This window comes from Roseibium algicola, from assembly GCF_001999245.1.
GTDB lineage: Bacteria > Pseudomonadota > Alphaproteobacteria > Rhizobiales > Stappiaceae > Roseibium > Roseibium algicola.
Genome location: NZ_CP019630.1, coordinates 2,587,175 through 2,609,302, shown reverse-complemented (window position 1 = coordinate 2,609,302; position 22,128 = coordinate 2,587,175). Strand labels below are relative to the sequence as shown.

Genomic DNA, 22,128 nt, shown 5'->3' with positions numbered 1-22,128 from the left:
TTGGCGCTTTGGTACCAGTTTCCGCTTCATTCGGCCGGAATGACGGCACAGAAACCGGGATTGGCGTTCCTACCCCAGAACATCCTTGAATTCGCTGGCCGAAACCGCCGGTCCCTTGCGGGTGGTCAGAAGCAGGCTCGTCTCCGTGCCGGTAATACCTTCGATAAGGCGAATGCGATTGAGTGCATCGTCAAAGGCAGCAAGATCGCGCGTGGCGACGTCTAGTACCAGATCCCACTTGCCATTTGTGGAATGGATCGCGCGAACCTCCGTCATGGCGCTGAGCGAGCGGATCACCGGTTCGGTGTTGTGGCCGTCTACGACCACCAGCGTCACAGCGCGGATCGGCAGATCGCGCCAGTCGTCGCGCAGAACGGCCGTAAATCCCAGGATTTCTCCCGTGTCGACCAGCTTCTCCATGCGAGAGCGCACGGTGGCGCGCGAGACCTTCAGATCACCTGCCAATTCGGACACTGACCGTCGCCCGTCATGGCGCAGAAGCGAGATCAATCGAAGATCCAGATCGTCCATTTTTCCATTCCGATAAATTCAGCTTATCAAAATGATAAATCTGGCTGCTCTTTTGATCAAGTGTCCGGATTTACTCCGCCGCGGCGTTTCAGCACACTTTTGACAGTTGAATTTTGGGGCGGAGCAGGACGTGAACGTCGTTGAGAAACAGATTGTGCTGGTTGGAGCTCCGGTGGATGAAGGCGCCGGTCAGCGCGGCTGCCTCATGGGACCGGACGCCTATCGAACCGCCGGCCTGCAGGAGACGCTGCAGGAACTCGGCCATTCGGTCGTCGACCACGGAAATCTGAGCCCGGCGGAGGTTGGCAGCCTCACCCCTCCCAACAGGATACTGCGGAATTACCGCGCCTATGTTGCCTGGACCCGGGCGCTCCACCAGAAGGCGGCGGAACTTGGCGAAGGACCGGGTTTTCCGATCTATCTTGGCGGCGATCACGCCATGGCGGCGGGCACCGTTTCGGGTCAGGCAAGGGCGGCAGCCGCACTCGGACGCCCGCTGTTCGTGCTTTGGCTCGATGCGCATTCGGATTTTCACACGCTGGACAGCACCGCCAGCGGCAACCTTCACGGTACGCCGCTTGCGTTTCTGTGCGGCCTGCCCGGATTTGACGATCTGCTCGGCAGCCCGCTGGAACACACCTTGAAGCCGCAGAATGTCGAGATCCTCGGCGTTCGCTCGATCGATGATGCCGAGCGCAACCTGCTGGTCAGCCACGGCGTCGGTGTCAGCGACATGCGCCGGATCGACGAGGAAGGCATCGGCACTCTTCTGAAGCCGTTTCTGGAGCGCGTAAGGGCCGAAAACGGCCTTCTGCATGTCAGCCTGGATGTCGATTTTCTGGATCCGTCAATCGCCCCGGCCGTCGGCACCACCGTACCGGGCGGCGCGACCTTCCGCGAAGCCCATCTGGTGATGGAGATGCTGCATGACAGTGGTCTCGTCACCTCTCTCGACCTGGTCGAGCTCAATCCCTTCCTGGACGAACGCGGAAAAACCGCGCGTCTGATGGTCGAACTGACCGGCAGCCTGTTTGGCCGCCGGGTCTTCGACCGGCCGACAAGAAGCTTCTAGAGGACCGAACAATGTCAAACAGCCCCATCAATCTTCTGCCGTCGGATCTGGCCTATGTGCCCTTCGTCAGCGTCGACAACATGATGCGCAATGTCCGCGCGATTGGCGTCGAAACCTTCATGCGTGGCATCGCCGAATATATCGAGCAGGATTTCCTGCGATGGGAAAGCTTCGACAAGAAACCGCGTATTCCGGCGCATGCGCCTCAGGGTGTCATCGAGCTGATGCCGACCAGTGACGGCAAGACCTTCGGCTTCAAGTATGTCAACGGTCATCCCGGCAACACCCGTGATGGTCTGCAGACTGTTACCGGCTTTGGTGTTCTGTCGAACCTGACGACCGGCTATCCGGTGCTGTTCACCGAGATGACCATCCTGACGGCCTTGCGCACGGCAGCCAACTCGGCACTTGCCGCCAAATACCTGGCACCCAAGGGGTCCACCACGATGGCGATCATCGGCAATGGCGCACAGTCCGACTTCCAGTGCCTGGCGTTCAAGGACATGCTCGGGATCACCGACATCCGCGCCTACGACATCGACAGCGCCGCCAGCTTGCGCCTTGCCCGCAACCTCGCCAATTCCGGACTGAACGTGACTATCTGCAAGACGCCGGAAGATGCGATCGAAGGCGCGCAGATCATCACCACCGTAACCGCGGACAAGAAATCGGCGACGATCCTGACCGACAACATGGTCGGCACCGGCGTTCACATCAACGCGGTCGGCGGCGACTGCCCGGGCAAGACCGAGCTGCATCGCGATATCCTGTTGCGGTCAGATATCTTTGTCGAGTTCCCGGACCAGACTCATATCGAGGGTGAATTCCAGCAGCTCGACCGCGATCATCCGGTTACCGAACTCTGGCAGGTCTACGCCGGCAAGGCCGAAGGCCGCACTTCGCAGGACCAGATTACGCTGTTCGACAGCGTCGGCTTTGCCATCGAGGACTTTGCCGCCCTGCGCTACGTCCGCGATCTTCTGCCCAGAACCGGTCACTTCGAGAAGCTCGACCTGCTGGCTGATCCGGACGACCCGCGTGACCTCTACGGCATGGTTCTCCGGTCTGCGGCCAATGGAGACAACCAGGCAGCGTGACCTGAGATCACGTGATTGTAGCAAACTGGACCACCGCTTCGGCGGTGGTTTTTTTCTGGCCTTGGTCAACCGGCCGCTACCCCTGCTCTCGAGGGAAAGAAACGGTTCCGGAAAGTACTTGTGTCATCCCGGGAAAGCATGGCGGAACCCGGTCCGCGTGGTTCAGGAGAGGAAGTTGGACCCGACAAGGGTAATGCCAAAAAACGCCTGACATCAGTCACGTATTTTAAGGTTTTCGGTGTTGAGTTGGCGTCATCCTACCTTTTCGGGGACTTTTTGATGACATTCAGAATTTTGACCGGCCTCGGACTCGGCCTGCTTGCCGCTTCCGCTGTTCAGGCCAAGGAACAGTATTTTTCTTACAAGGACTGGAATGTAGAGATTCAGTCGTTTGATACGGGCGAAGACTTTCGTATCAACTGCACCATGTGGACCGGCGGCGACGGCCTGCCCACCGTAGGCTTTGCGACGTCCAACAGCGATGCATTGCCGCCGGACTTCTTCCCCGGTGTCCAGCTGACGGAACGTGCCGTCCGCGGCCATGCGACGGTTCTTCAGAATGACCAGAAGGTCAATTTCGTCTTTGATGACGGCGACAGCGCGCAGGCAACTGTCCAAGCCTATTTCGATGAAGACGGTTTCGCCGTCGCCCAGACCTATTTCCCGATAGAGGACGCTCAGCGCGTCCTGCAGGCGATGCAACGAAACGGGCAGATCGATATCGTCGGACCGAGTGGCCTCATCTACACCGCTTCCCTGAGCGGATTTACCGCGTCATATCGAAAAGTTGCCGAAGGATGCGGCTTTCCGGTTACCGGTGTTATCGACTAGCGGCGGCAGGTTCAGCGCCTCTTCTATTTCGGCAACCACGGCATCGGCCGCCGCACCCGGATCTTCGGCCCGGCTGATCGGGCGGCCGACTACCAGGTAGTCGCTACCAGCCTGAATCGCGTCCGCCGGGGTCATCACCCGGCGCTGGTCTCCGGCATCGCTGCCGGCAGGGCGGATGCCGGGGGTGACGATCACAAGCTCGTCTCCAAGGATGGCGCGCATTTTTGTGGCTTCGGTGGCGGCGCAGACGATGCCGCCCATGCCAGCCACACGGGCGTCCTTCGCCCGCGCTTCCACCACATCGGCAATCGGGCCGCGATACCCTGCATCGACCAGGTCCTGCTCGTCCATGGAGGTCAGCACCGTCACCCCAAGCAGGCACAGATCGGGATTACCCTCTTCCCGCAGGCCTTTCACGGCAGCACGCATGGTTTTCGGGTAGCCGTGCAGGGTCATGAAGGTCATGCCCATCTTGGCGACGTTGCGTACGGCCTTTTCGATGGTGTTGTCGATATCGTGCAGTTTGACGTCCAGAAAGATCTTCTTGCCGTCACGCGCAAGGTCACGGGCGAATTCCAGCCCGCCGGCAAACTGGAGTTCCATGCCGATCTTGTAGACACCGACCTTGCCTTCAGTCTGCTTTACCAGCTTCTCGGCCTCGGCAACCGTCGGCACGTCGACAGGCAGCATCAGGCGATCCAGAGCGGTTTTCGGGGAGAAAGGGCTGGTCGGCATGGGCAGATCCTCGGATTTTGGGGCAGGTGCCAGTGCATAGCACCAAGGATCGCCCAGCGCCAGAACTACCCAGAACTACGCCTTGCCTGTTCGCTCGAATTCCGCAAAGGCATCCTTGTAGTCGTCATGCCAGCGCGACAGCGGCGGCCGGTTTTCAATGATATCGCCGATGGCCCATTCTGCCCGGCGATTGTCCCTGGTGCTGTCGACATCATTGTCCGGGCACAGGATGTAGAAATCGCCCGCTGACATCCGCTCGATGAAGTGATCGACGGTCTGCTCGCTGGTCCAGGCCGAGGCCGGCTTCTCCGGAAAATGGCTTGCGGTCATGCCCGTGTAGGTGAACCCCGGAACGAACAGATGCACGGAAATGGGCGCTCCGGCCTGCCGCAGTTCATGGGCAAGCTGTTCGCTGAGCACTTTCACGGCTGCCTTGGTGGTGTTGTAGCCAGGGTTTCCCGGAGGTGTCGTGATGCCCTGCTTCGATCCGGTGTTGACGATGACCGCCGGGCGGGCAGCCTCGATCAGGTGCGGCGTGAAGGCATGGACACCGCGCAGGACGCCGTAGAAATTGATGTCCATCAGGCGGACCCAGTTGTCGAACCCCTCCCAGGCAGAGGTCGGCAGGCTGATACCGGCGTTGTTCATCAGGACCGCGACGGGCCCGGTCTGAAAAGCCTTCTCGGCCAGGGCTTCGACCTGCGCCATGTCACCGACATCGGTCGGAACCGCGAAAATATCGACACCGACCGTACCGGCGGCACGCACCTTTTCCGTTGCCTCTTCAAGTGCCGGACCGGGCAGATCGGCAAGAATGACGCCCAGTCCTGCCTGGGCGAAGCGGGTGGCTGCGGCCAGTCCGACGCCGCTGGCAGCACCGGTAACGACGGCAATCCCGCCTTCTGAAATGGCTTTTTTGTACATGATGGATTTCCCCCAAAATGGATTTCAGGAACGCGGCGGCAGACGAATGCCGATTTGCCTGTCTGCAAGATAGACCGGCCACAGAACCCTTTCACTATGAAACCGCTATTTTCTTAGACGGTTCAGGCTGCTACAACACCGCGGTTCTTCTTTCCCATTACCCACGGGGCATCAGCACATGCGCACAGCGAGTGTATCGCGCGACACCAAGGAAACCCGCATCGCGGTCGAGATCAACCTGGACGGCACGGGCGCATACGACGTCCAGACCGGCGTCGGGTTCTTCGACCATATGCTGGAGCAATTGTCGCGACATTCGCTGATCGACATCAAGGCCCGTGCCGATGGCGACACTCATATCGACTTTCACCACACGGTCGAGGATACCGGCATAGCGCTGGGCCAGGCAATTTCCGAAGCGCTGGGCGACATGGCGGGCATCACCCGTTACGCCGATACCCATCTTGCCATGGATGAAGCACTGACCCGCTGCGCGCTGGATGTGTCCGGCCGTCCCTTCCTGGTCTGGGACGTCACCTTCGACCGGGACAAGATCGGTGAATTCGACACGGAGCTGTTCGAGGAGTTTTTCCGGGCATTTGCGATGAATTCCGGGATTACCCTTCATATTGCCAACCTTTATGGCTCCAATTGCCATCACATCGCTGAAACCTGCTTCAAGGCGGTTGCGCGCTCCTTGCGCAAGGCGGTGGAGATCGATCCGCGGCAGGCAGACCGCATTCCGACCACCAAGGGCCAGCTCGGCAGCTAGGGCAGGAAACGGCGCATGAGCACATATGTTGTGATGGCTCCGCCAGAATTCGAAGACGTGGCTGGCGATCCTCGCCAGACCGACAGGCTCGCCTTCGTTCCGGACGGCTTCTCGACACTTGCGTTCCTGTTTGCCGTCATCTGGCTGCTGGTCAACCGCATGTGGCTGGTGCTGCTTGGCTATCTCGCCGCGACGCTGGTGATCGAGTTGCTGGCGCTGTCCGTCAGTCAGGAAGCCATGGCCGTCGTTGCCCTCTTCACCTCCATCCTGTTCGGCCTTGAGGCCCAGGCGCTGCGCCGCTGGTCGCTGGAGCGCAAGGGTTGGCGCGTTGTCGGCATCGTCGACGCGCACAACAAGAGCGAAGCCGAATTCCGATTTCTCCACAAGGCGGCTGACCGAGTGTCGCCGCCCAGACCTCAAATCGACCGGCAACAGCGCCCCGCCTCCCAACCGATCATCCCGAGGATCGGTAGCGAGCAGGTGGTGGGCCTGACTCTCGGTCCGGAGACCCGTCAATGACAATTGCGATTATCGACTACGGCTCGGGCAACCTGCGCTCGGCCGAAAAGGCGTTTGAGCGCGCGGCCCGCGCCCACGCCCACACGCCCGACGTTATCGTGACGTCCGACCCCGAAAGGGTACTGAAGGCCGACCGTGTCGTGCTGCCGGGTGTCGGCGCCTTTGCCGACTGCAAGCGCGGCCTGTGGGCTGTCGAAGGCATGCCCGAGGCGCTGGAACAGGTCGTGCGCAAGGACGGCAAGCCGTTCTTCGGTATCTGCGTCGGCATGCAGCTGATGGCAAGCCGCGGCCTGGAATTCGAGACCGTGGAAGGCCTTGGCTGGGTCGAAGGCGACGTTACAGCCATGGAACCGGCAGACAAGACGCTGAAAATCCCCCACATGGGCTGGAACACCATTGAGGTCCGCCCGGAAAGCCACCCGGTTTTCAAGGGGCTGGAAACGGGACCGGATGGCCTGCACGCCTATTTCGTGCACTCGTTCCACTTTGCCTGCGCCAGGGCGGAAGACCGCCTGGCAACGTTCGACTATGCCGGCACCTTCACCGCCATGGTGGCGAAGGACAACATGATCGGCACCCAGTTCCACCCGGAAAAAAGCCAGCGGCTCGGTCTGGAGCTGATCGCCAATTTCCTGGACTGGACCCCTTAATCTAAAAGCGCCTGGGAGGCCAACATGAGCAAAGGTTACTGGATCGCCCGTGTCGACGTGCATGACGCCGACGGATATCCGGCATACGTGGAAACGGCAAAGCCCGCCTTCGAGCGGTTCGGCGCCAATTTCCTTGCCCGCGGCGGCAAGACCGATGCCATTGAAGGCCCGGGCCGGGCGCGCAACGTCATCATCGAATTTCCGAGCTTCCAGCACGCGGTGGATTGCTATAATTCGCCGGAATATCAGGAAGCGGTGAAAATCCGCCAGAAAGTAGCCGATGGCGAAATCGTCATCGTTGAAGGAATTTAAAACGACATGATCCTCTTTCCCGCCATCGATCTGAAGGATGGCCAGTGCGTTCGCCTGAAACTGGGCGACATGGACCAGGCAACCGTGTTCAACGACAACCCGGGCGCGCAAGCCCGGGCGTTCGAGGACCAGGGCTTTGAATGGCTCCATGTGGTCGATCTCAACGGCGCCTTTGCCGGCGAGAGCGTCAACGGCGCGGCTGTCGATGCCATTCTGGGGGCAACCAAGAACCCGGTGCAGCTGGGTGGTGGGATCAGGACGCTGGATCATATCGAAACCTGGCTGGACAAGGGCATCAGCCGCGTCATTCTTGGCACGATTGCCGTGCGCGATCCCGAGCTGGTGAAGGAAGCCTGCCGCAAGTTCCCGGGCAAAATTGCCGTCGGCATCGACGCCAAGGGCGGCTATGTCGCTGTCGAGGGCTGGGCGGAAACGTCCGAACTGACTGCTGTCGACCTGGCCAGACAGTTCGAGGACGCAGGCGTTGCGGCGATCATCTACACCGATATCGACCGGGATGGCGTCCTGAAGGGCCTTAACATTCCCTCGACTCTGGAACTTGCCAGGGCGGTCTCCATTCCGGTCATCGCTTCTGGCGGCCTTGCGTCGATTGACGATATCCACCGTCTGCTGGAGCCCGACTGCGCTATCCTGGAAGGCGCGATCTCCGGACGGGCGCTTTATGATGGCCGTCTCGATCCCAAAGAAGCCATGGATCTGATCCAGGCCGCGCGGAGCAAAGCATCATGACCTTGAAAGCCCGTGTCATTCCCTGTCTCGACGTCAAGGACGGCCGTGTCGTCAAGGGCGTCAACTTCGTTGATCTGGTCGATGCCGGTGACCCGGTGGAAGCTGCCAAGGCCTATGACGCGGCCGGTGCGGACGAACTGTGCTTTCTGGACATCACGGCCAGCCACGAGGGCCGGGACACGATCTACGACGTTGTCCGGCGCACGGCCGAGGCCTGTTTCATGCCGGTTACCGTCGGTGGCGGCGTGCGCACGGTGGAAGACATCCGCAAGCTGCTGATTGCCGGAGCCGACAAGGTGTCGATCAACACGGCGGCCGTTACCAATCCGGATTTCGTGCGCGAAGCAGCGGAAAAATTCGGCGCGCAATGCATCGTCGTTTCCATCGATGCCAAGCAGGTCAACGCTCCGGGCGAACCGGAAAAATTCGAGATCTTCACCCATGGCGGCCGCAATGCCACCGGCATCGATGCTGTTGAGTTCGCCAGGAAGGTTGTCGAACTGGGCGCCGGTGAACTGCTGGTCACGTCCATGGACCGGGATGGCACCAAGTCCGGCTACAATATCGCCTTCACCCGGGCGATTGCCGATGCGGTGCCGGTGCCGGTGATCGCCTCGGGCGGTGTCGGCAACCTGGACCACATGGTGGAAGGCATCCGTGATGGCCATGCCACTGCGGTGCTGGCCGCCTCGATCTTCCACTTTGGCGAATACACCATTCAGGAAGCCAAGCACTACATGAACGACGCCGGCGTACCGATGCGCCTCGACGCCTGAAACGGCCTCAAGGGAACTAGCCGAATGACCGACTTCACTTTGGAAGATCTGGACGCCATTATTGCTGCACGTGCGAATAGCGCGGACGACAAGTCCTATACGCGCAAGCTCGTCAACAAGGGCGTTGCCAAATGCGCCCAGAAGCTGGGGGAAGAAGCGGTTGAGGCGGCGATTGCCGCCGTTCAGAAGGACCGGCAGGAATTGACGGCCGAGGCCGCCGATGTGCTTTATCACTTGTTGGTGGTTCTCAATGTCTCCAATGTCCCCCTCGGGGATGTTATGAAGGAGCTTGCGAGCCGTACGGGACAGACCGGACTGGAAGAAAAGGCGTCCCGGCCTCAGGAATAATCCAGGGCCTGCAGGCTCTGTACCGGATCCGGCGTTCAGCCGCGCAGCAGGAACTGCGAAGTAATGGATCAGAAAGTCGCCACGGCCCTGGACATGGATCTGTCCCCCTACCAGGTGTTCACCGAGCGCGAGTGGGCAAGACTGCGTGCGGACACGCCCATGACGCTGGATGCGCACGAGGTGGCCCAGTTGCAGGGCCTCAATGCGCCGGTCTCGATCGAGCAGGTCGAGACAATCTACCTGCCGCTCTCCCGTCTGCTTGCCTTCTATGCCGAAGCAACCATCAGCATCTTTCAGGCAACGCAGAACTTCCTCGGCACCCGCGACGGCAAGACGCCGTTCATCATCGGTGTTGCCGGGTCGGTGTCTGTCGGCAAGTCGACCACCTCGCGCGTCCTGCGTGAGCTTCTGGCCCGCTGGCCGGCCAGTCCCAAGGTCGACCTGATCACCACCGACGGGTTCCTGTATCCAAACGCGGTGCTGGAAGCCGAAGGGCTGATGTCCAAGAAGGGCTTTCCGGAAAGTTTCGACAGGCCACGTCTGCTTAAATTCCTGTCCGACATCAAGGCAGGCAAGCGGTTCGTCCGGGCACCGGTCTATTCGCACTTCTACTACGATGTCATGCCCGGCCACACGGTGACGGTCGACCGCCCCGATATTCTGATTGTCGAAGGCCTCAACGTGCTGCAGACGCGCGAATTGCCCAAGGACGGGCGCGCTGTGCCGTTCGTTTCGGATTTCTTCGACTTCTCGGTCTATATCGATGCCGATGAAACCCTGCTGCTGAACTGGTATGTCGACCGCTTCATGCGCCTGCGCGAGACGGCCTTCCGCGATCCGGGATCCTATTTCCATAAGTATTCGCGGATTACCGATCAGGAAGCCGTCACGACCGCCAATCGCATCTGGAACGACATCAACCTGGTCAACCTGCGCGAAAACATCCTGCCGACGCGGCCCCGCGCCGACCTGATCCTGACCAAGGATTCCAGTCACAAGATTGCCAAGGTCGCCCTGCGCAAGATCTGAACTGCAGCTGACACCTGTCCCTTAGAGGAAGGTGCCCAGCTTGGCCAGAACAAGATCCGGCACCTCGAGTTGCGGCAGGTGGCCGGCGTTCGGCAGCGCTTCGAATGTCGACTGCGGAATGGCTTCGTGCAGAGCCCGGCCCCGGTCGATCGGGATCCACGGATCGTCCTCTCCCCAAAGGATCTTCACCGGGCACCGAATGTCGCCGTAAAGCGGTTCGATCTCGTTGGTATAGGCTTCGTCTGCCTGGGCGAACTGGCGATAGAAGCTGCCGTGGCCTTCTTCGGTCAGCCAGGGGCCAGCCAGTGCCGCGCGGGCCTCGGCCCCGATTTCGTTGACAAGGGCGCCGCCGATATAGGCATCGACAACCGCGCGGTGGATATGCGGCGGGAGCCCGACAAAGGCTTCCACATGGCGGCCGACATGATCGAAGAACTCCGACCCCCAGGGGCTGAGGGCAACGACGTTCATCAAGACGTATTTCCCGAAATCACAGCCGTGCAGAAGATGCGCCCGCAACGTTGTTGCCCCGCCAAAGTCATGGGCCACGACCGAGGGCCGTTCGAGTTGCCAATGATCGAGCATTTCGGCAAAGATCTTCCCCTGAATGTCGAGGGATGTGCGTTGCTCAGGTGACTTTGCCGACCGGCCGTATCCCGGCATGTCGTACCAGTGGACGCGGAACTTCCTGGAGAGCTCCGGAATGAGCCGATGCCAGGACCAGGACGACCACGGCCAGCCGTGTGCGAGCACCAGCGACGGCCCTTCACCTGCCCGGCCTGCCATCACGACACCGGCAGATGTCCGGATTTCTTCGGAAAGGTGCCAATTCGTGGTGTCGTTCATAACCTGGTCTCCATTGAACATGCATCGGCAGACATGCGCTGGAGAAGGTCAGTGCCCGTCTCCCAGCGCCATCCGCACGTGGTGTGCCACGTCGCTGCTTGCAACGGTTGAACGGTTGGTTTCGGTCCGGCCTGCCTTCAGGCTCGATGAAACCGGAAGGCAGGTCTGCCGAAAAGGTGTCAGGCGTCGTCGGGAATTCGTGCGATGACCTTGATTTCAAAATCGAAACCGGCCAGCCAGTTGACGCCGACAGCCGTCCAGTTCGGATAAGGCGCTTCTTCGAAAACCTCGTCCTTCACCTTCATCAGGCTCTCGAACTGGTTTTCCGGGTCCGTGTGGAAGGTCGTGACGTCGACGATATCGTCCAGTCCGCAGCCGGCCGCTTTGAGTACGGCTTGCAGGTTTTCAAAGGCCAGGCGCACCTGATCTTCGTAGTTTGGTTCAGGCGTGCCATCTGCGCGGCTGCCGACCTGACCGGATACAAAAAGAAGGTCGCCGGAGCGAAGAGCAGCCGAATATTTATGCGTGTCATAAAGGGCGTGACGGCCCTCCGGGAAAACGGATTGGCTCTTGGTCATGTTCAGTCCTTTCAGGGTTGGAGCTTCGGTGTGAAACCGGGCTTAACGGGGAGCGCTTATTGAGATACGCTGCGTATGTGAATAACTCACATACGCGCCGTATGTCAATTGGCATACGCAGCGTATGCGAATTTGCGAGGTAAGGATGGCGCCTGGAAAACGAGCCGAAATGATGGAGGAAACGCGGGCAAAGCTGATAGCGGCAGGGCGAAAAGCCTTTGCCGAACAGGGCTACGCGGCTGCGTCCATGGATGAACTGACCGCTTCTGTCGGCCTGACGCGCGGCGCGCTTTATCACAATTTCGGAGACAAGAAGGGCCTGCTGCAGGCGGTGGTCAATCAGCTCGATGGCGAAATTGCAGCCGAAGCCAAGGAAGCCGCCAGCCGGCTTGGCGGGAGCGAATGGGAGTCGCTCATGGCAGAAGGCATCGCCTATATCGAGATGGCTCTGAAACCGGAAGTGCAGCGTATCGTGCTGCTGGACGGACCATCCGTACTTGGCGATCCGTCACAGTGGCCGAGCCAGAATGTTTGCCTGCAGACAACGACCAATGCGCTTGAACGTCTGATCGCCGAAGGCCTGGTAAAACCCGTTGACGCGGAAGCCGCTGCGCGGCTTCTGAACGGCGCTGCCTTCAATGCAGCGCTCTGGATTGCGGCAAGCGATGACCCGCAAGCGGACCTGAAGAAGGTGATCGACGCTTTCAAGGTTCTTGGAGAAGGCCTTCTGACGACCCCGCCGGGCTGACATACCACGTGGAAGCAGACACGAAAAAGCCCGCAGCCATTGACGGACTGCGGGCTTTTTTGAGTCTGGTGCCCGGACCTTAGGCCACGGAGCGCTTGCGCACTTCCTGCAGGAAGGTGCCGACCTGATTGCGCAGCATCGAGGCGTTTTCCTTCAGCTGCTGGGCTGAACTGTCGACCTTTTCCGCGGTGTCGCGGGTGTTTTCGGCAGCCGCTGCAACGGTCTCGATGTTCGTGGTCACTTCAACCGTGCTACGCGAGGCTTCGGTCGCGTTGCTGGCGATTTCCTGCGTCGCGACGCCCTGCTCTTCCACGGAAGAGGCAATGGACGAGGCGATTTCGTTCATGTTGTTGATGATCTCGGTAACCGAGGAGATGGCACTGGCCGCATGACCGGTCTCATCCTGGATCGCCGTGATCTGGCTGGAGATTTCCTCGGTCGCCTTGGAAGTCTGGGTGGCCAGCTCCTTGACTTCCGCCGCAACGACCGCAAATCCCCTGCCGGCTTCGCCTGCGCGTGCCGCCTCGATGGTCGCGTTAAGCGCCAGGAGGTTGGTCTGCTCGGCGATCGCCTGGATCAGGTTCACGACCTCGCCGATGCGGCTGGCGCTTTCGGAAAGGCCATGCATGCGCTGGTTGGTTGCCTGGGCTTCACCGGCAGCGCGGGCCGCAATCTCGCTGGAAGACTGCACCTGACGGCGGATTTCGTTGACCGAGGCCGACAGTTCTTCCGCCGCCGCCGCAACGGTTTCAACGTTGTGGGCTGCCTGGGAGGAGGCGTTGGAAACGCGACCGCTCTGTTCCGTGGTCTGTGCCGCGACGCCGGTCATGTCGGCGGAAGCAGCCTGCAGGTTCTGCACGGAGCTGTCGATGATGTTGAGCATTTCCATGATCTGACGATCGAAGTCGCCGCTGAGCTGCTGGATTTCGGCTCCCTTGCGGGCAGCGTCTTCCTGGCTGGAATTCTGCTGCTCTTCAAGTTCGCGCCGGGCAGCTTCGTTCCGGACGAAAACCTCCATGGCGCTTGCCATCTGGCCGATTTCGTCGCCGCGGTCGGTGCCGTCAATGGTGATGCTGGTGTTGCCATCGGCCAGCAGGCTCATGTTGTCGGTCAGCGCGCGCAGCGGGCGAACCGTGTTTCGGACGGCGACAAAGGCAATGCCGGTCGCAATCAGGGCACCAACAAGCGCCAGAGCGATGATCGAAGTGGCAGCGCTCCAGTAGGCAGCTTCGAGATCGTCAACGTAAACCCCGGTGCCGATCATCCAGCCCCAGGGTTCGAAACCGGAACCCCAGCTATATTTTTCAATCGGTTCTTCGCCGGCTGTGCGCGGCCAGTAATAGAGCAGCGAACCGCCGCCGGCCTTGGCATCCTTGATCAGTTCGGCAACGATCTTCACACCCGTCTTGTCGGAGAAGCCGATCATGTTGGTACCGACGAGCTTTGCGTTCGGATGAACCAGGTTCATGCCCTGGTAGTCATAGGCGAAGACATAGTTGTCGCCTTCGAACCGGATGGCGCCAATGGCTTCCCGGGCTGAGGCCTGGGCCTCTTCGCGGGTCATTTTCCCGCTTGCTTCCTGGCCATGGTAATAGGCGGCGATCGAAACCGCGCCTTCGGTGATTTCTTCAATCTTTTTGAGGCGTTCCGCGAACATCGCCGAATAAAGACTGTTGAGACTGACCACACAGATCGCGGCTGTGAACAGCAGGATGGTCGCGATCGGGAGGCTGATCTTCCAGGTAATGGGCCAACGGGCGAAGGACATGGTTAAGTGATTCCTATCGAACTCTGTCCGACAAGATTTCCTCTCAATAATTGACCAAATGCTTAAGAAGACAGAAGATTTATGCCGTTAAAACGATTAAGGCTCCGAAAACTGTCAGACAGTCCGGATTTCTACCAAGTATTAAACCTGACGTTTTTTACAGGTGTGTCTGAAATTTATCTGCGGGCGCAGAACACGTCCCGCAATCCGGGACGGGACCAGGTGGCATTCTGAACCTGGCCCTTCAGCACATGCCCCTGGGATTCGTAATAGAACGTGTTGGCGCTGCCCTGTCTCTGCAGGGTGACTGCGCCATAGCCCATTTCGGCAACGGTCGCGGACTGCATGTCCGGCGAAAACACGACATTCAGATCTATGCCGGCGGTGCACAGGTAGTCGGCCACATTGGCGCGAGCCGTCTGCTGTTGCTGGAAATTCGGCTGGTTTGAACCTTCGATGGATCCCGGGGGGACAGGGCCGGACGGGAAATCGTTGCCGGGCTGACCGTCGAAACCGCCACCGTTGGGGGCACCCCAGGTGCCGCCATTGTTGTCGAACCCGTTGTTGCCGAACCCGTTGTTACCAAAGCCGTTGTTACCGGGGGCACCGAAGTTCGCCGGTCCGTTGATCACGACCTCCCGGTACGGGGTCTTGGTGACATAGATGCCCCGGCATTCGCCACTGGAACCGCGCACGGTCCAGGCGTGGGAAACATAGGTCTGCTGTTCCAGGATCTGCCCCGGTTCAAGGCGCGCGTAGGGCCGCTCGCCACCGCGGTAATCCACCCAGCTCACTTCAATGGGCTGACGGCTGGCGTTGCGGAACACGATCTGACCAGGCCGGACGGCTTCGACCGACCGCACCCGGCCGGCCTCGGAGCAGGAAAGATCCGAGTTCGCTTCTTCCGCACCGCTGCCGTAGGCATCGTCTGAAACGATCTGCTGAGGCTGGGCGCAGGTGGCAACGAACAGGCGCACCGGGTTGGCGCTGCCTTTCAGGGAAACTTCGTGTGCAGGCAGGCCTTCGACCGCGATCGACAGGGCAGACTGCTTGATCATGGCCTCCCACAGCGGGTCGGTCATTTCAATGTTGACTTCGGGCAGCGACGTGCCGGCTTCATTGGCGCTGGAAGAACCGAAAGCATTGTAGACGCTGTCGAATTCGCCTGCGGAAATGCGCACGGCCTGCGGCATGCCTTCCAGAAGCCCGGCAGGAGCCTGCTGGAACGTGATCTTGGCAAACCCGGACTGGGTGGTGCAATCGGCCCGGAAATCCCGGTCGTCGGTTTGCGCTACGGCGTGCTGAAGCAGCGATGGTGTTCCGGGCTGCGTACCCGGTTCGGCCAGCCACTCGCGCGCCTCGTTCGGGCTCACCAGAACCGGTTCGGAATTGGCGGCACCCGGATAACCGTCACCGGTTACCGTGTCGATGTCATCAGGCAGGGAGGCCGTTTCGGTGCCGGGTGCGGAAATCGGGGTATCGACCTGGTCGAGCGGCTTCAGCCCGCCCTCTTCGGCAGGCGGTTTGATTTCCTCAACGGATGGGGTCGATGATCCGTTGGAGTTGGAAGCGGTCTGTTGTCCTTCGGCAGGTCGATCCTGCTGGGAAGACTGTGTTGCCGCCGGAGCATTGGAAACCGGGCCGGCGGCCGTTCCCGAAGTTGTGCCGACGATGCGGGCGACCGCGCCCGGCTTGCCGTCGTTCGAGACGTCGACCACAAGCGTGCCACCGGAGCAGAAGCTGGCATCCCGATGCAGGACGCGGCTGTTTTCCAGAGTGACTTCAAGCTTGACATCACAGGGCGGCAACTTGTTGTCGCTGCCCATCGTGTCGATGACGACACCCTTGTCGTCGCGGCTGATGATCGGCCGGTATTTCTTGTTCACGGTGATGGACCGGATGCCGGGTTGCGGCGGTTCCACGTTGATGCGCACGGTTTCGGGAACCGATTGAGCCTGTGCAGGCAAAGCCGACATCATAAGAACCACACTGCACGCGGCCAGCAGGCCGGATTTCAGCGCGGGGGTAACAAGAACATGGGCAGCATCAAGCCGCATAAGCGATCTCCGTGGGAGCGCAGGTTAGCACCGTTTGGGAATACTTAGGCAAAGTGGCAGTCTAAGGGCAAGCCCGCAATGGCGGGAAGCCCCGGCTTTCTCAGCGCGGCGCGCGCTTTGCCAGGATCCTTTGCAGGGTTCGGCGGTGCATGTTCAGCCGGCGTGCGGTCTCCGAAACGTTGCGGTCGCAAAGCTCGTACACCCGCTGGATATGCTCCCAGCGGACCCGGTCGGCCGACATCGGATTTTCCGGCGGCTGCGCCTTGTCTTCGGGCTTGCGCGCAAGCGCGGCAACGATATCGTCCGGATCGGCGGGCTTTGCGAGATAGTCGATGGCCCCCAGTTTGACCGCCGTGACAGCAGTGGCAATATTGCCGTATCCGGTCAGCACGATGGCGCGGGCATCCGGACGGCGCTGGCGAAGCTGTTCGATGACATCAAGACCGTTGCCGTCTTCAAGCCGCATGTCGACAATGGCGAAGGCCGGGGCATTCTGGGCAATCTTGCCGGCTGCGTCCTGAACACTGTCGGCTGTTTCCGTCGTAAAGCCGCGTTTTTCCATGGCGCGTGCGAGGCGCTGCTGAAACGGCTTGTCGTCGTCAACGATCAGGAGGGTCATGTCCTCCGAACTGTTCAGGGCAGGTGTCTGGTCCGTCATTTGGCTCTACCGGTCTTATTCTTGCGTCTTCTCCTGCACCCCGGATGGATTCACGGGCACAGCATGCATTGTTTGCGCTTTATTGCCGTTATGGGGTGAAAAAGCCGTTTCGTCCACTCTGCCGTCCTGTTCAAATACCTTGCGCGGCCAGCTTACACGGATGTGAGCCCCTGTCTGGGGTGGGGCCGAATTTTCCAGATGCAGCTTGGCACCCGTGCGTTCCAGCAGGGTTTTGGCAATGAAGATGCCAAGACCAAGCCCTCCGCCGGTGCCGCGTTGCGGCGACTTTCCGCCGCGCACGGAAACGTAGGGGTCGCCGATCTTGCCCAGAATTTCGACCGAAAATCCGGGACCGTCGTCCTTGATGGAAATCGAGAGTGTCGTTTCGTCCCAACTGGCGGACACATCGACGCGGGTCTTGGCGAAGTCGACGGCATTTTCCAGCAGGTTGCCAAGTCCGTAACGGATTGCCGCGTTTCGTGTACCCACCGGCTCGGCGCCGGTACCGGACCCGGTGGAATGGATCGCAACGCCCGTGCCCCGGTGCGGGTCGACAACATCTTCCAGCAGTTGCGACACCGGCATGCGCTGGTAGGTCCGGTCCTCCTCGCTCGACAGGCTCGTGAGCTGACGCAGGATCGACCGGCAGCGCTCGGCCTGTGAGCGGATCAGGTCCACGTCCTCGGCCCTGGGGTCGCTCGCCTCGAATTCGTCCGTCAGTTCCTTGGCCACCAGGTAGATGGTGGCAAGCGGTGTGCCGAGCTCATGTGCGGCCGCGGTTGCCAGCCCGTCAAGCGCGTTGAGATGCTGCTCACGGGCAAGCACGAGTTCGGTTGCCGCAAGCGCGTCCGCCATCTGGCGGGCCTCTTCGGCCACCCGGAACGCATAGATTGCCATGAACCCGAGCGTTGAGACGAGCGCGGTCCAGATGCCGACCGAATAGACGATTGGAAGCGAGAAGTCGTCACCCACCGGCCATGGCAGAGGAAGGTGGAAAACCGCAACCAGGCTGGCGCAAACCGTGGCCAGAATACCGAGGATCACCGTGTAACGGGCCGACAGGCCCGTCGCGGACACCATCACCGGCGCCATCAGCAGGAACGCGAATGGATTGCCCAGACCGCCGGTCAGGAACAGAAGGCCGCTCATCTGCAGGATGTCATAGGCAAGCTGCAGGGCTGCGGCGCGTTCCGACAGGCGCATGGCCGAGGGCCAGCGGATCTTCAGGAAAATGTTGAGCCAGGCGGACAGGGCCACCATGGCAAAGGCAGGTCCGGCCGGCGTCGGATAGCCCAGACCGACATGCACTACCAGGAGCGCTGCGGACTGGCCGCCCACGGCAAGCCAGCGCAGGCGCACCAGCGTGTCGAGTTTCAGGCGCCGGTGCGGCAGGGTGATATTGGATGTCGGTTGTTCGTGCATCTGGACTTCTTGGAGAACGGCAACTTCCCTCTTTTGAAGCGGATTCCGGCGGCTGGCAAGGCCGGGGCTCTTGTGCCGACAAGGCGTAAGTGGTAGCCACCCGCTAACACGGCTGTCCGGATCACGCGGGCCGGCGGCCAGCCGGAGGGATTTAATAGCTCTTCATTTCAGATCAGCACCGCGCAATGGAATGAGATGATGACCGACACCAATGACGGCGGCGCTCAGCCGCAGGCGGAAAGCGCAGCAGCGCCGGGCATGCACATCCTTGGCCAGTACATCAAGGACCTGTCTTTCGAAAACCCGAATGCGCCGCGCTCCCTGGCACAGGGCGACCAGCCGAAGCTCGACATCAACGTCAACGTCGGTGCCCAGCAGATCGGTGACGACCAGTTTGAAGTCGTCCTGACCCTGACCGCCAAGGCAGAACGCCCGGACATGGTGATGTTCAACGTCGAGCTGGTCTACGCAGGCCTGTTCAAGATCACCGGCGTGCCGAAAGAGCACATGCATCCGTTCGTGATGATCGAGTGCCCGCGCATGATCTTCCCGTTCGCCCGCAACATCCTTTCCGAAGCGACCCGCAACGGCGGTTTCCCGCCGCTGATGCTCGACCCGATCGATTTCGCTCAGCTCTACCGCCAGAACATGGCCCAGCAGGCCGCTGCTCAGCAGGCGACCGAGCAGAAGCCGAACTAAGGTCAGTCAGACCATAGTTTTACAGAACCCGTGCCGGGAAACCGGGGCGGGTTTTTGTTTGCCCGAAAGACTGTCCGGTCAGACTTTAGGGAAGCGGCCAACAGTAGGTTTCTCACTCCCTGCGGGAGGGCGATCTCGTGTCACGCCCCCTCCAGTAGCTCCGCCCAGGTTTTCGGAGTGTCGCCGTTGAGTGGGTTCTTCGCGGAACGCTTGTAGCGAATGGTTTCCATGCGCACGGTTCTGGCGTCGAAGAGGATCATCCGGCCAACCAGTCCTTCGCCCGTTCCGGTCAGCTCCTTCAGAACTTCCATGGCCTGCATGGCGCCAATGATGCCCGTCAGCGCACCCAGAATGCCGGCCTGGGCACAGGTCGGCAGCAGGCCGTCGCGCGGCTTTTGCGGGAACAGGCACCGATAGGTCGGGTTGGCGCTGCCGTCCGGGCCTGTCTCATAGGGCTTCAAGGTGGTCAGCGAGCCGTCGAACTGGCCGACGGCGGCCGTCACTAGCGGCTTTTGCGCAAAGAAACAGGCATCGGACACCAGGTAGCGGGTGTCGAAATTGTCCGATCCATCCACCACGAGGTCATATCGGGAAACGAGCTGCATGGCATTGTGGCCGGCAAGGCGGGTGGGGTGCGGCTCGACCTTCACATTGGGGTTCAGTCGCGCAATCGCTTCTGCCGCACTGGCAACCTTGGGCTCACCCAGCTGGTCGGTATCGTGGATCACCTGCCGCTGCAGGTTGGAAAGAGACACCGTGTCGTCGTCGGCAACGCCCAGCGTGCCAACACCGGCAGCTGCCAGATATTGCAGCACCGGCGCGCCGAGGCCGCCGGCACCGATCACCAGCACGCGTGCATTTTTCAGCTTCTGCTGGCCGGCACCGCCGATCTCCTGCAGCACGATGTGGCGGGCGTAGCGTTCCAGTTCGGCGGGCGAAAGCATGTCAAGTCCTGTCTGGCTGGTCTCGGGTACACATGGGGGTGGTGGCGGCGGCAGGTCAAGCCCGTGCCCGCTCGGGAAATCCGGTCTCCGGCAGGTTTATCCGAGTATCCGGCTCACCAGCCGGGCGGTGTAGTCGACCATCGGGATCACCCTTGCATAATTCAGCCGGGTCGGTCCGATGACACCGAGAACACCGACGATGCGCTGGTTGCTGTCCCTGTAGGGTGACACCACCAGGGAGGATCCGGACAGCGAGAACAGGTTGTTCTCCGAGCCGATGAAAATGCGCACCCCGTCGCCCTGTTCGGCAAGACCCAGCAACTGGATAAGATCCTTCTTGCTTTCAAGATCGTCGAACAGCAGGCGAATGCGCTCCAGATCCTCGACGGCGTCGAGATCGGTCAGGAGATTGGACCGGCCCCGCACGATCAGCGTGCCCGGATCGGTGGCGCTTTCGCCGCCCCAGACCGCAAGACCCGCATCAATGACCTTCTGGCTCAAGAGGTCCAGTTCGGCCTGGTCCGCATCGCGGACCTTTTCCAGTTCGGAGCGGATTTCCGACAGGGTCCTGCCCTTGATCTGGGCATTCAGGTAGTTGCTGGCCTCCACAAGAGCCGAGGACGGCAGGTCACCCGGCAGATCGACAACGCGGTTCTCGACGGACCCGTCTTCACTGACGAGGATCGCCAAGGCCTTCAGCGGTTCGATGCGCACGAACTCGATGTGCTTCAGCCGCATGTCCGACTTGTGGGTCAAGACAACACCGGCGCCCATGGACAGGCCGGACAGCATCTGGCTGGCTTCCGTCAGTACCTGTTCGGCCGAATTCGCCTTTTGCGAGGCCCGCACCTGGGCATCGATCGCCCGGCGCTCGTCCTGGGTCAGGTCGCCCACTTCCAGAAGGGCATCAACGAAGAACCGAAGCCCGATTTCGGTCGGCAGCCGGCCTGCGCTGGTATGCGGCGAATGCAGCAGGCCCATATGTTCCAGATCAGACATCACGTTGCGGATCGAGGCAGGGGACAGCGAAATGCCGAGCTTGCGCGAAACGTTCCGGGACCCGACGGGTTCGCCGGTCTCCAGATAGGTTTCCACGATCGAACGGAAGATTTCACGGGATCTCTTGTCGAGGTCGCTGAGGCTCAAGGCTTGTTCTCCGAATGTGACCACTCACCGGGGTCGACCGGGCTTTCATCAAAAAGATATAGGCGCAAAAGGGGGCTTGCGTGAAGTATCACAACGCAAGGCCTTTACGGCGAAGGAAGTTGGGGTCTACAAGGCCCCAACGAATACACTGGAGAAACGGCGGTTTTTCCGGAACGAAAGTCGAAAGGGATATGCATGCGTCCGTCCAAACGCGCAGCCGATGAACTCCGTGCGGTCACACTGGAGCGCGGGGTCTCCAAACATGCCGAGGGGTCCTGCCTCGTCAAGTTCGGCGACACGCACGTTTTGTGCACCGCCAGCCTGGAAGAGCGGGTTCCGCCCTGGTTGCGCGGACAGAACCGCGGCTGGGTGACGGCTGAATACGGCATGCTGCCGCGCGCCACGGGCGACCGCATGCGCCGCGAAGCCAGTGCCGGCAAGCAATCTGGCCGGACGCAGGAAATCCAGCGTCTCATCGGCCGGTCTCTGCGCGCCGTCGTCAATCTGGAAGCCCTCGGCGAAAACCAGATCACTGTGGACTGCGACGTCATCCAGGCCGATGGCGGCACCCGCACGGCGTCCATCACCGGTGCCTGGGTTGCCTTGCGCGACTGCATCGAGTGGATGAAGGCCCGTGACATGGTCTCCGGCGAGGTCCTGAAGGATCACATTGCCGCCATTTCCTGCGGCATCTACGAAGGTGCTCCGGTGCTCGACCTCGACTACGCCGAGGACAGCACCGCCGAGACCGACGCCAACTTCGTTCTGACCGGGTCCGGCGGCATCGTCGAAATCCAGGGAACGGCCGAAGGTGCACCGTTCTCCGAAGAAGAATTCGGCAAGCTCATGGGCCTGGCCAAGCTGGGCATCGGCAAGCTGGTCGATCTTCAGAAAATGGCCATTCTCTAAGGGCGCA

General features: G+C 60.8%; 25 protein-coding genes. 14 read left to right on the top strand and 11 right to left on the bottom strand.

Annotated features, from left to right (window positions below; genetic code table 11):
* Positions 1 to 69: 69 nt before the first annotated feature.
* Positions 70 to 531: an Lrp/AsnC family transcriptional regulator gene (locus B0E33_RS12140; protein ID WP_023002430.1), complete on the bottom strand. Its 462-nt coding sequence runs from the start codon at positions 529 to 531 to the stop codon at positions 70 to 72.
* A gap of 205 nt (positions 532 to 736) precedes the next feature.
* On the opposite strand from B0E33_RS12140, the gene rocF reads away from it, so the two are divergent.
* The 3 genes from rocF to B0E33_RS12125 all read left to right on the top strand — a co-directional run bounded on the left by rocF (position 737) and on the right by B0E33_RS12125 (position 3,531).
* Positions 737 to 1,603, top strand: a complete 867-nt coding sequence (gene rocF / locus B0E33_RS12135; RefSeq protein WP_051990073.1) for an arginase — start codon at positions 737 to 739, stop codon at positions 1,601 to 1,603.
* An 11-nt stretch (positions 1,604 to 1,614) separates the two neighbouring features.
* On the top strand, positions 1,615 to 2,700 hold the full coding sequence (ocd, locus tag B0E33_RS12130) for an ornithine cyclodeaminase (protein WP_062485961.1): 1,086 nt from the start codon (positions 1,615 to 1,617) through the stop codon (positions 2,698 to 2,700).
* Positions 2,701 to 2,979: 279 nt separating this feature from the next.
* On the top strand, positions 2,980 to 3,531 hold the full coding sequence (locus B0E33_RS12125; RefSeq protein WP_139314178.1) for a hypothetical protein: 552 nt from the start codon (positions 2,980 to 2,982) through the stop codon (positions 3,529 to 3,531).
* Here the strand turns inward: B0E33_RS12125 and pyrF are convergent.
* Together pyrF and B0E33_RS12115 are read right to left on the bottom strand one after the other, a co-directional pair.
* A complete protein-coding gene (gene pyrF, locus B0E33_RS12120; protein ID WP_062485957.1) occupies positions 3,475 to 4,266 on the bottom strand; it encodes an orotidine-5'-phosphate decarboxylase in 792 nt (263 codons plus the stop codon). The genes B0E33_RS12125 and pyrF overlap by 57 nt on opposite strands.
* A 75-nt stretch (positions 4,267 to 4,341) precedes the next feature.
* Entirely contained in the window at positions 4,342 to 5,190 is an 849-nt protein-coding gene (locus B0E33_RS12115) for an SDR family NAD(P)-dependent oxidoreductase (RefSeq protein ID WP_077291352.1), read from the bottom strand.
* Between the two features lie 178 nt (positions 5,191 to 5,368).
* Here B0E33_RS12115 and hisB point away from each other — a divergent pair, with 178 nt between their 5' ends.
* The 8 genes from hisB (at position 5,369) to coaA (ending at position 10,346) form a co-directional block, all read left to right on the top strand.
* Positions 5,369 to 5,962, top strand: a complete 594-nt coding sequence (hisB, locus tag B0E33_RS12110; protein WP_023002424.1) for an imidazoleglycerol-phosphate dehydratase HisB — start codon at positions 5,369 to 5,371, stop codon at positions 5,960 to 5,962.
* A gap of 15 nt (positions 5,963 to 5,977) precedes the next feature.
* Positions 5,978 to 6,481 carry a DUF2628 domain-containing protein gene (locus B0E33_RS12105; protein ID WP_055660297.1) on the top strand — a complete coding sequence of 168 codons (504 nt, stop codon included), beginning with the start codon at positions 5,978 to 5,980 and terminating at the stop codon, positions 6,479 to 6,481.
* Complete coding sequence (gene hisH, locus B0E33_RS12100) at positions 6,478 to 7,131, top strand: imidazole glycerol phosphate synthase subunit HisH (RefSeq protein WP_023002422.1); 654 nt, start codon at positions 6,478 to 6,480, stop codon at positions 7,129 to 7,131. The genes B0E33_RS12105 and hisH overlap by 4 nt, the downstream gene beginning before the upstream one ends.
* Before the next feature lie 24 nt (positions 7,132 to 7,155).
* Positions 7,156 to 7,443, top strand: a complete 288-nt coding sequence (locus tag B0E33_RS12095) for a DUF1330 domain-containing protein (protein WP_023002421.1) — start codon at positions 7,156 to 7,158, stop codon at positions 7,441 to 7,443.
* A 6-nt stretch (positions 7,444 to 7,449) separates the two neighbouring features.
* The gene (hisA, locus tag B0E33_RS12090) at positions 7,450 to 8,193 is read left to right on the top strand and encodes a 1-(5-phosphoribosyl)-5-[(5-phosphoribosylamino)methylideneamino]imidazole-4-carboxamide isomerase (RefSeq protein WP_077291351.1); all 744 of its coding nucleotides are present in this window, start codon (positions 7,450 to 7,452) and stop codon (positions 8,191 to 8,193) included.
* Entirely contained in the window at positions 8,190 to 8,969 is a 780-nt protein-coding gene (gene hisF, locus B0E33_RS12085) for an imidazole glycerol phosphate synthase subunit HisF (protein ID WP_077291350.1), read from the top strand. The genes hisA and hisF overlap by 4 nt, the downstream gene beginning before the upstream one ends.
* Before the next feature lie 24 nt (positions 8,970 to 8,993).
* Positions 8,994 to 9,317, top strand: a complete 324-nt coding sequence (locus B0E33_RS12080) for a phosphoribosyl-ATP diphosphatase (RefSeq protein ID WP_023002418.1) — start codon at positions 8,994 to 8,996, stop codon at positions 9,315 to 9,317.
* 63 nt (positions 9,318 to 9,380) lie between these two features.
* Positions 9,381 to 10,346 carry a type I pantothenate kinase gene (gene coaA, locus B0E33_RS12075; protein ID WP_023002417.1) on the top strand — a complete coding sequence of 322 codons (966 nt, stop codon included), beginning with the start codon at positions 9,381 to 9,383 and terminating at the stop codon, positions 10,344 to 10,346.
* Between the two features lie 21 nt (positions 10,347 to 10,367).
* On the opposite strand, the gene B0E33_RS12070 is transcribed toward coaA, so the two are convergent.
* Both B0E33_RS12070 and B0E33_RS12065 read right to left on the bottom strand, forming a co-directional pair.
* Positions 10,368 to 11,192: an alpha/beta fold hydrolase gene (locus B0E33_RS12070; protein WP_077291349.1), complete on the bottom strand. Its 825-nt coding sequence runs from the start codon at positions 11,190 to 11,192 to the stop codon at positions 10,368 to 10,370.
* 179 nt (positions 11,193 to 11,371) lie between these two features.
* Positions 11,372 to 11,770, bottom strand: a complete 399-nt coding sequence (locus B0E33_RS12065) for a RidA family protein (protein WP_077291348.1) — start codon at positions 11,768 to 11,770, stop codon at positions 11,372 to 11,374.
* Between the two features lie 169 nt (positions 11,771 to 11,939).
* On the opposite strand from B0E33_RS12065, the gene B0E33_RS12060 reads away from it, so the two are divergent.
* On the top strand, positions 11,940 to 12,518 hold the full coding sequence (locus tag B0E33_RS12060) for a TetR/AcrR family transcriptional regulator (protein ID WP_023002414.1): 579 nt from the start codon (positions 11,940 to 11,942) through the stop codon (positions 12,516 to 12,518).
* 79 nt (positions 12,519 to 12,597) lie between these two features.
* Here B0E33_RS12060 and B0E33_RS12055 read toward each other — a convergent pair whose 3' ends face one another.
* From B0E33_RS12055 to B0E33_RS12040, 4 genes are all read right to left on the bottom strand, one after another.
* Positions 12,598 to 14,286, bottom strand: a complete 1,689-nt coding sequence (locus tag B0E33_RS12055) for a methyl-accepting chemotaxis protein (RefSeq protein ID WP_023002413.1) — start codon at positions 14,284 to 14,286, stop codon at positions 12,598 to 12,600.
* A 176-nt stretch (positions 14,287 to 14,462) separates the two neighbouring features.
* The gene (locus tag B0E33_RS12050; protein WP_077291347.1) at positions 14,463 to 16,343 is read right to left on the bottom strand and encodes a VHL beta domain-containing protein; all 1,881 of its coding nucleotides are present in this window, start codon (positions 16,341 to 16,343) and stop codon (positions 14,463 to 14,465) included.
* Between the two features lie 100 nt (positions 16,344 to 16,443).
* Positions 16,444 to 17,001: an ActR/PrrA/RegA family redox response regulator transcription factor gene (locus B0E33_RS12045; RefSeq protein ID WP_031269958.1), complete on the bottom strand. Its 558-nt coding sequence runs from the start codon at positions 16,999 to 17,001 to the stop codon at positions 16,444 to 16,446.
* A gap of 15 nt (positions 17,002 to 17,016) precedes the next feature.
* Positions 17,017 to 18,423, bottom strand: a complete 1,407-nt coding sequence (locus B0E33_RS12040; protein ID WP_023002410.1) for an ActS/PrrB/RegB family redox-sensitive histidine kinase — start codon at positions 18,421 to 18,423, stop codon at positions 17,017 to 17,019.
* Between the two features lie 198 nt (positions 18,424 to 18,621).
* On the opposite strand from B0E33_RS12040, the gene secB reads away from it, so the two are divergent.
* Positions 18,622 to 19,122 (top strand): protein-export chaperone SecB, encoded by a 501-nt coding sequence (secB, locus tag B0E33_RS12035; RefSeq protein WP_031269955.1) that lies wholly within the window; start codon positions 18,622 to 18,624, stop codon positions 19,120 to 19,122.
* A 140-nt stretch (positions 19,123 to 19,262) separates the two neighbouring features.
* Here the strand turns inward: secB and B0E33_RS12030 are convergent, their stop codons facing one another.
* Positions 19,263 to 20,066: a HesA/MoeB/ThiF family protein gene (locus B0E33_RS12030; protein ID WP_077291346.1), complete on the bottom strand. Its 804-nt coding sequence runs from the start codon at positions 20,064 to 20,066 to the stop codon at positions 19,263 to 19,265.
* 96 nt (positions 20,067 to 20,162) lie between these two features.
* Positions 20,163 to 21,236 carry a heat-inducible transcriptional repressor HrcA gene (hrcA, locus tag B0E33_RS12025; protein WP_031269953.1) on the bottom strand — a complete coding sequence of 358 codons (1,074 nt, stop codon included), beginning with the start codon at positions 21,234 to 21,236 and terminating at the stop codon, positions 20,163 to 20,165.
* Positions 21,237 to 21,407: 171 nt separating this feature from the next.
* Between hrcA and rph the strand changes: the two genes are divergently transcribed.
* Complete coding sequence (gene rph / locus B0E33_RS12020; protein WP_023002406.1) at positions 21,408 to 22,121, top strand: ribonuclease PH; 714 nt, start codon at positions 21,408 to 21,410, stop codon at positions 22,119 to 22,121.
* Positions 22,122 to 22,128 lie beyond the last annotated feature (7 nt).

Excerpts from the sequence above, each read along its gene's own strand:
- B0E33_RS12095 (WP_023002421.1), top strand. The coding sequence starts at position 7,156 with ATGAGCAAAGGTTACTGGATCGCCCGTGTCGACGTGCATGACGCCGAC.
- hisH (WP_023002422.1), top strand. The coding sequence starts at position 6,478 with ATGACAATTGCGATTATCGACTACGGCTCGGGCAACCTGCGCTCGGCC.
- B0E33_RS12055 (WP_023002413.1), bottom strand. The coding sequence starts at position 14,286 with ATGTCCTTCGCCCGTTGGCCCATTACCTGGAAGATCAGCCTCCCGATC.
- B0E33_RS12040 (WP_023002410.1), bottom strand. The coding sequence starts at position 18,423 with ATGCACGAACAACCGACATCCAATATCACCCTGCCGCACCGGCGCCTG.
- ocd (WP_062485961.1), top strand. The coding sequence starts at position 1,615 with ATGTCAAACAGCCCCATCAATCTTCTGCCGTCGGATCTGGCCTATGTG.
- B0E33_RS12125 (WP_139314178.1), top strand. The coding sequence starts at position 2,980 with ATGACATTCAGAATTTTGACCGGCCTCGGACTCGGCCTGCTTGCCGCT.
- B0E33_RS12070 (WP_077291349.1), bottom strand. The coding sequence starts at position 11,192 with ATGAACGACACCACGAATTGGCACCTTTCCGAAGAAATCCGGACATCT.
- hisB (WP_023002424.1), top strand. The coding sequence starts at position 5,369 with ATGCGCACAGCGAGTGTATCGCGCGACACCAAGGAAACCCGCATCGCG.
- B0E33_RS12060 (WP_023002414.1), top strand. The coding sequence starts at position 11,940 with ATGATGGAGGAAACGCGGGCAAAGCTGATAGCGGCAGGGCGAAAAGCC.
- B0E33_RS12045 (WP_031269958.1), bottom strand. The coding sequence starts at position 17,001 with ATGACGGACCAGACACCTGCCCTGAACAGTTCGGAGGACATGACCCTC.
- B0E33_RS12030 (WP_077291346.1), bottom strand. The coding sequence starts at position 20,066 with ATGCTTTCGCCCGCCGAACTGGAACGCTACGCCCGCCACATCGTGCTG.
- hisA (WP_077291351.1), top strand. The coding sequence starts at position 7,450 with ATGATCCTCTTTCCCGCCATCGATCTGAAGGATGGCCAGTGCGTTCGC.
- B0E33_RS12080 (WP_023002418.1), top strand. The coding sequence starts at position 8,994 with ATGACCGACTTCACTTTGGAAGATCTGGACGCCATTATTGCTGCACGT.
- B0E33_RS12115 (WP_077291352.1), bottom strand. The coding sequence starts at position 5,190 with ATGTACAAAAAAGCCATTTCAGAAGGCGGGATTGCCGTCGTTACCGGT.
- rocF (WP_051990073.1), top strand. The coding sequence starts at position 737 with ATGGGACCGGACGCCTATCGAACCGCCGGCCTGCAGGAGACGCTGCAG.
- hisF (WP_077291350.1), top strand. The coding sequence starts at position 8,190 with ATGACCTTGAAAGCCCGTGTCATTCCCTGTCTCGACGTCAAGGACGGC.
- coaA (WP_023002417.1), top strand. The coding sequence starts at position 9,381 with ATGGATCAGAAAGTCGCCACGGCCCTGGACATGGATCTGTCCCCCTAC.
- B0E33_RS12105 (WP_055660297.1), top strand. The coding sequence starts at position 5,978 with ATGAGCACATATGTTGTGATGGCTCCGCCAGAATTCGAAGACGTGGCT.
- B0E33_RS12140 (WP_023002430.1), bottom strand. The coding sequence starts at position 531 with ATGGACGATCTGGATCTTCGATTGATCTCGCTTCTGCGCCATGACGGG.
- B0E33_RS12050 (WP_077291347.1), bottom strand. The coding sequence starts at position 16,343 with ATGCGGCTTGATGCTGCCCATGTTCTTGTTACCCCCGCGCTGAAATCC.
- secB (WP_031269955.1), top strand. The coding sequence starts at position 18,622 with ATGACCGACACCAATGACGGCGGCGCTCAGCCGCAGGCGGAAAGCGCA.
- rph (WP_023002406.1), top strand. The coding sequence starts at position 21,408 with ATGCGTCCGTCCAAACGCGCAGCCGATGAACTCCGTGCGGTCACACTG.
- pyrF (WP_062485957.1), bottom strand. The coding sequence starts at position 4,266 with ATGCCGACCAGCCCTTTCTCCCCGAAAACCGCTCTGGATCGCCTGATG.
- B0E33_RS12065 (WP_077291348.1), bottom strand. The coding sequence starts at position 11,770 with ATGACCAAGAGCCAATCCGTTTTCCCGGAGGGCCGTCACGCCCTTTAT.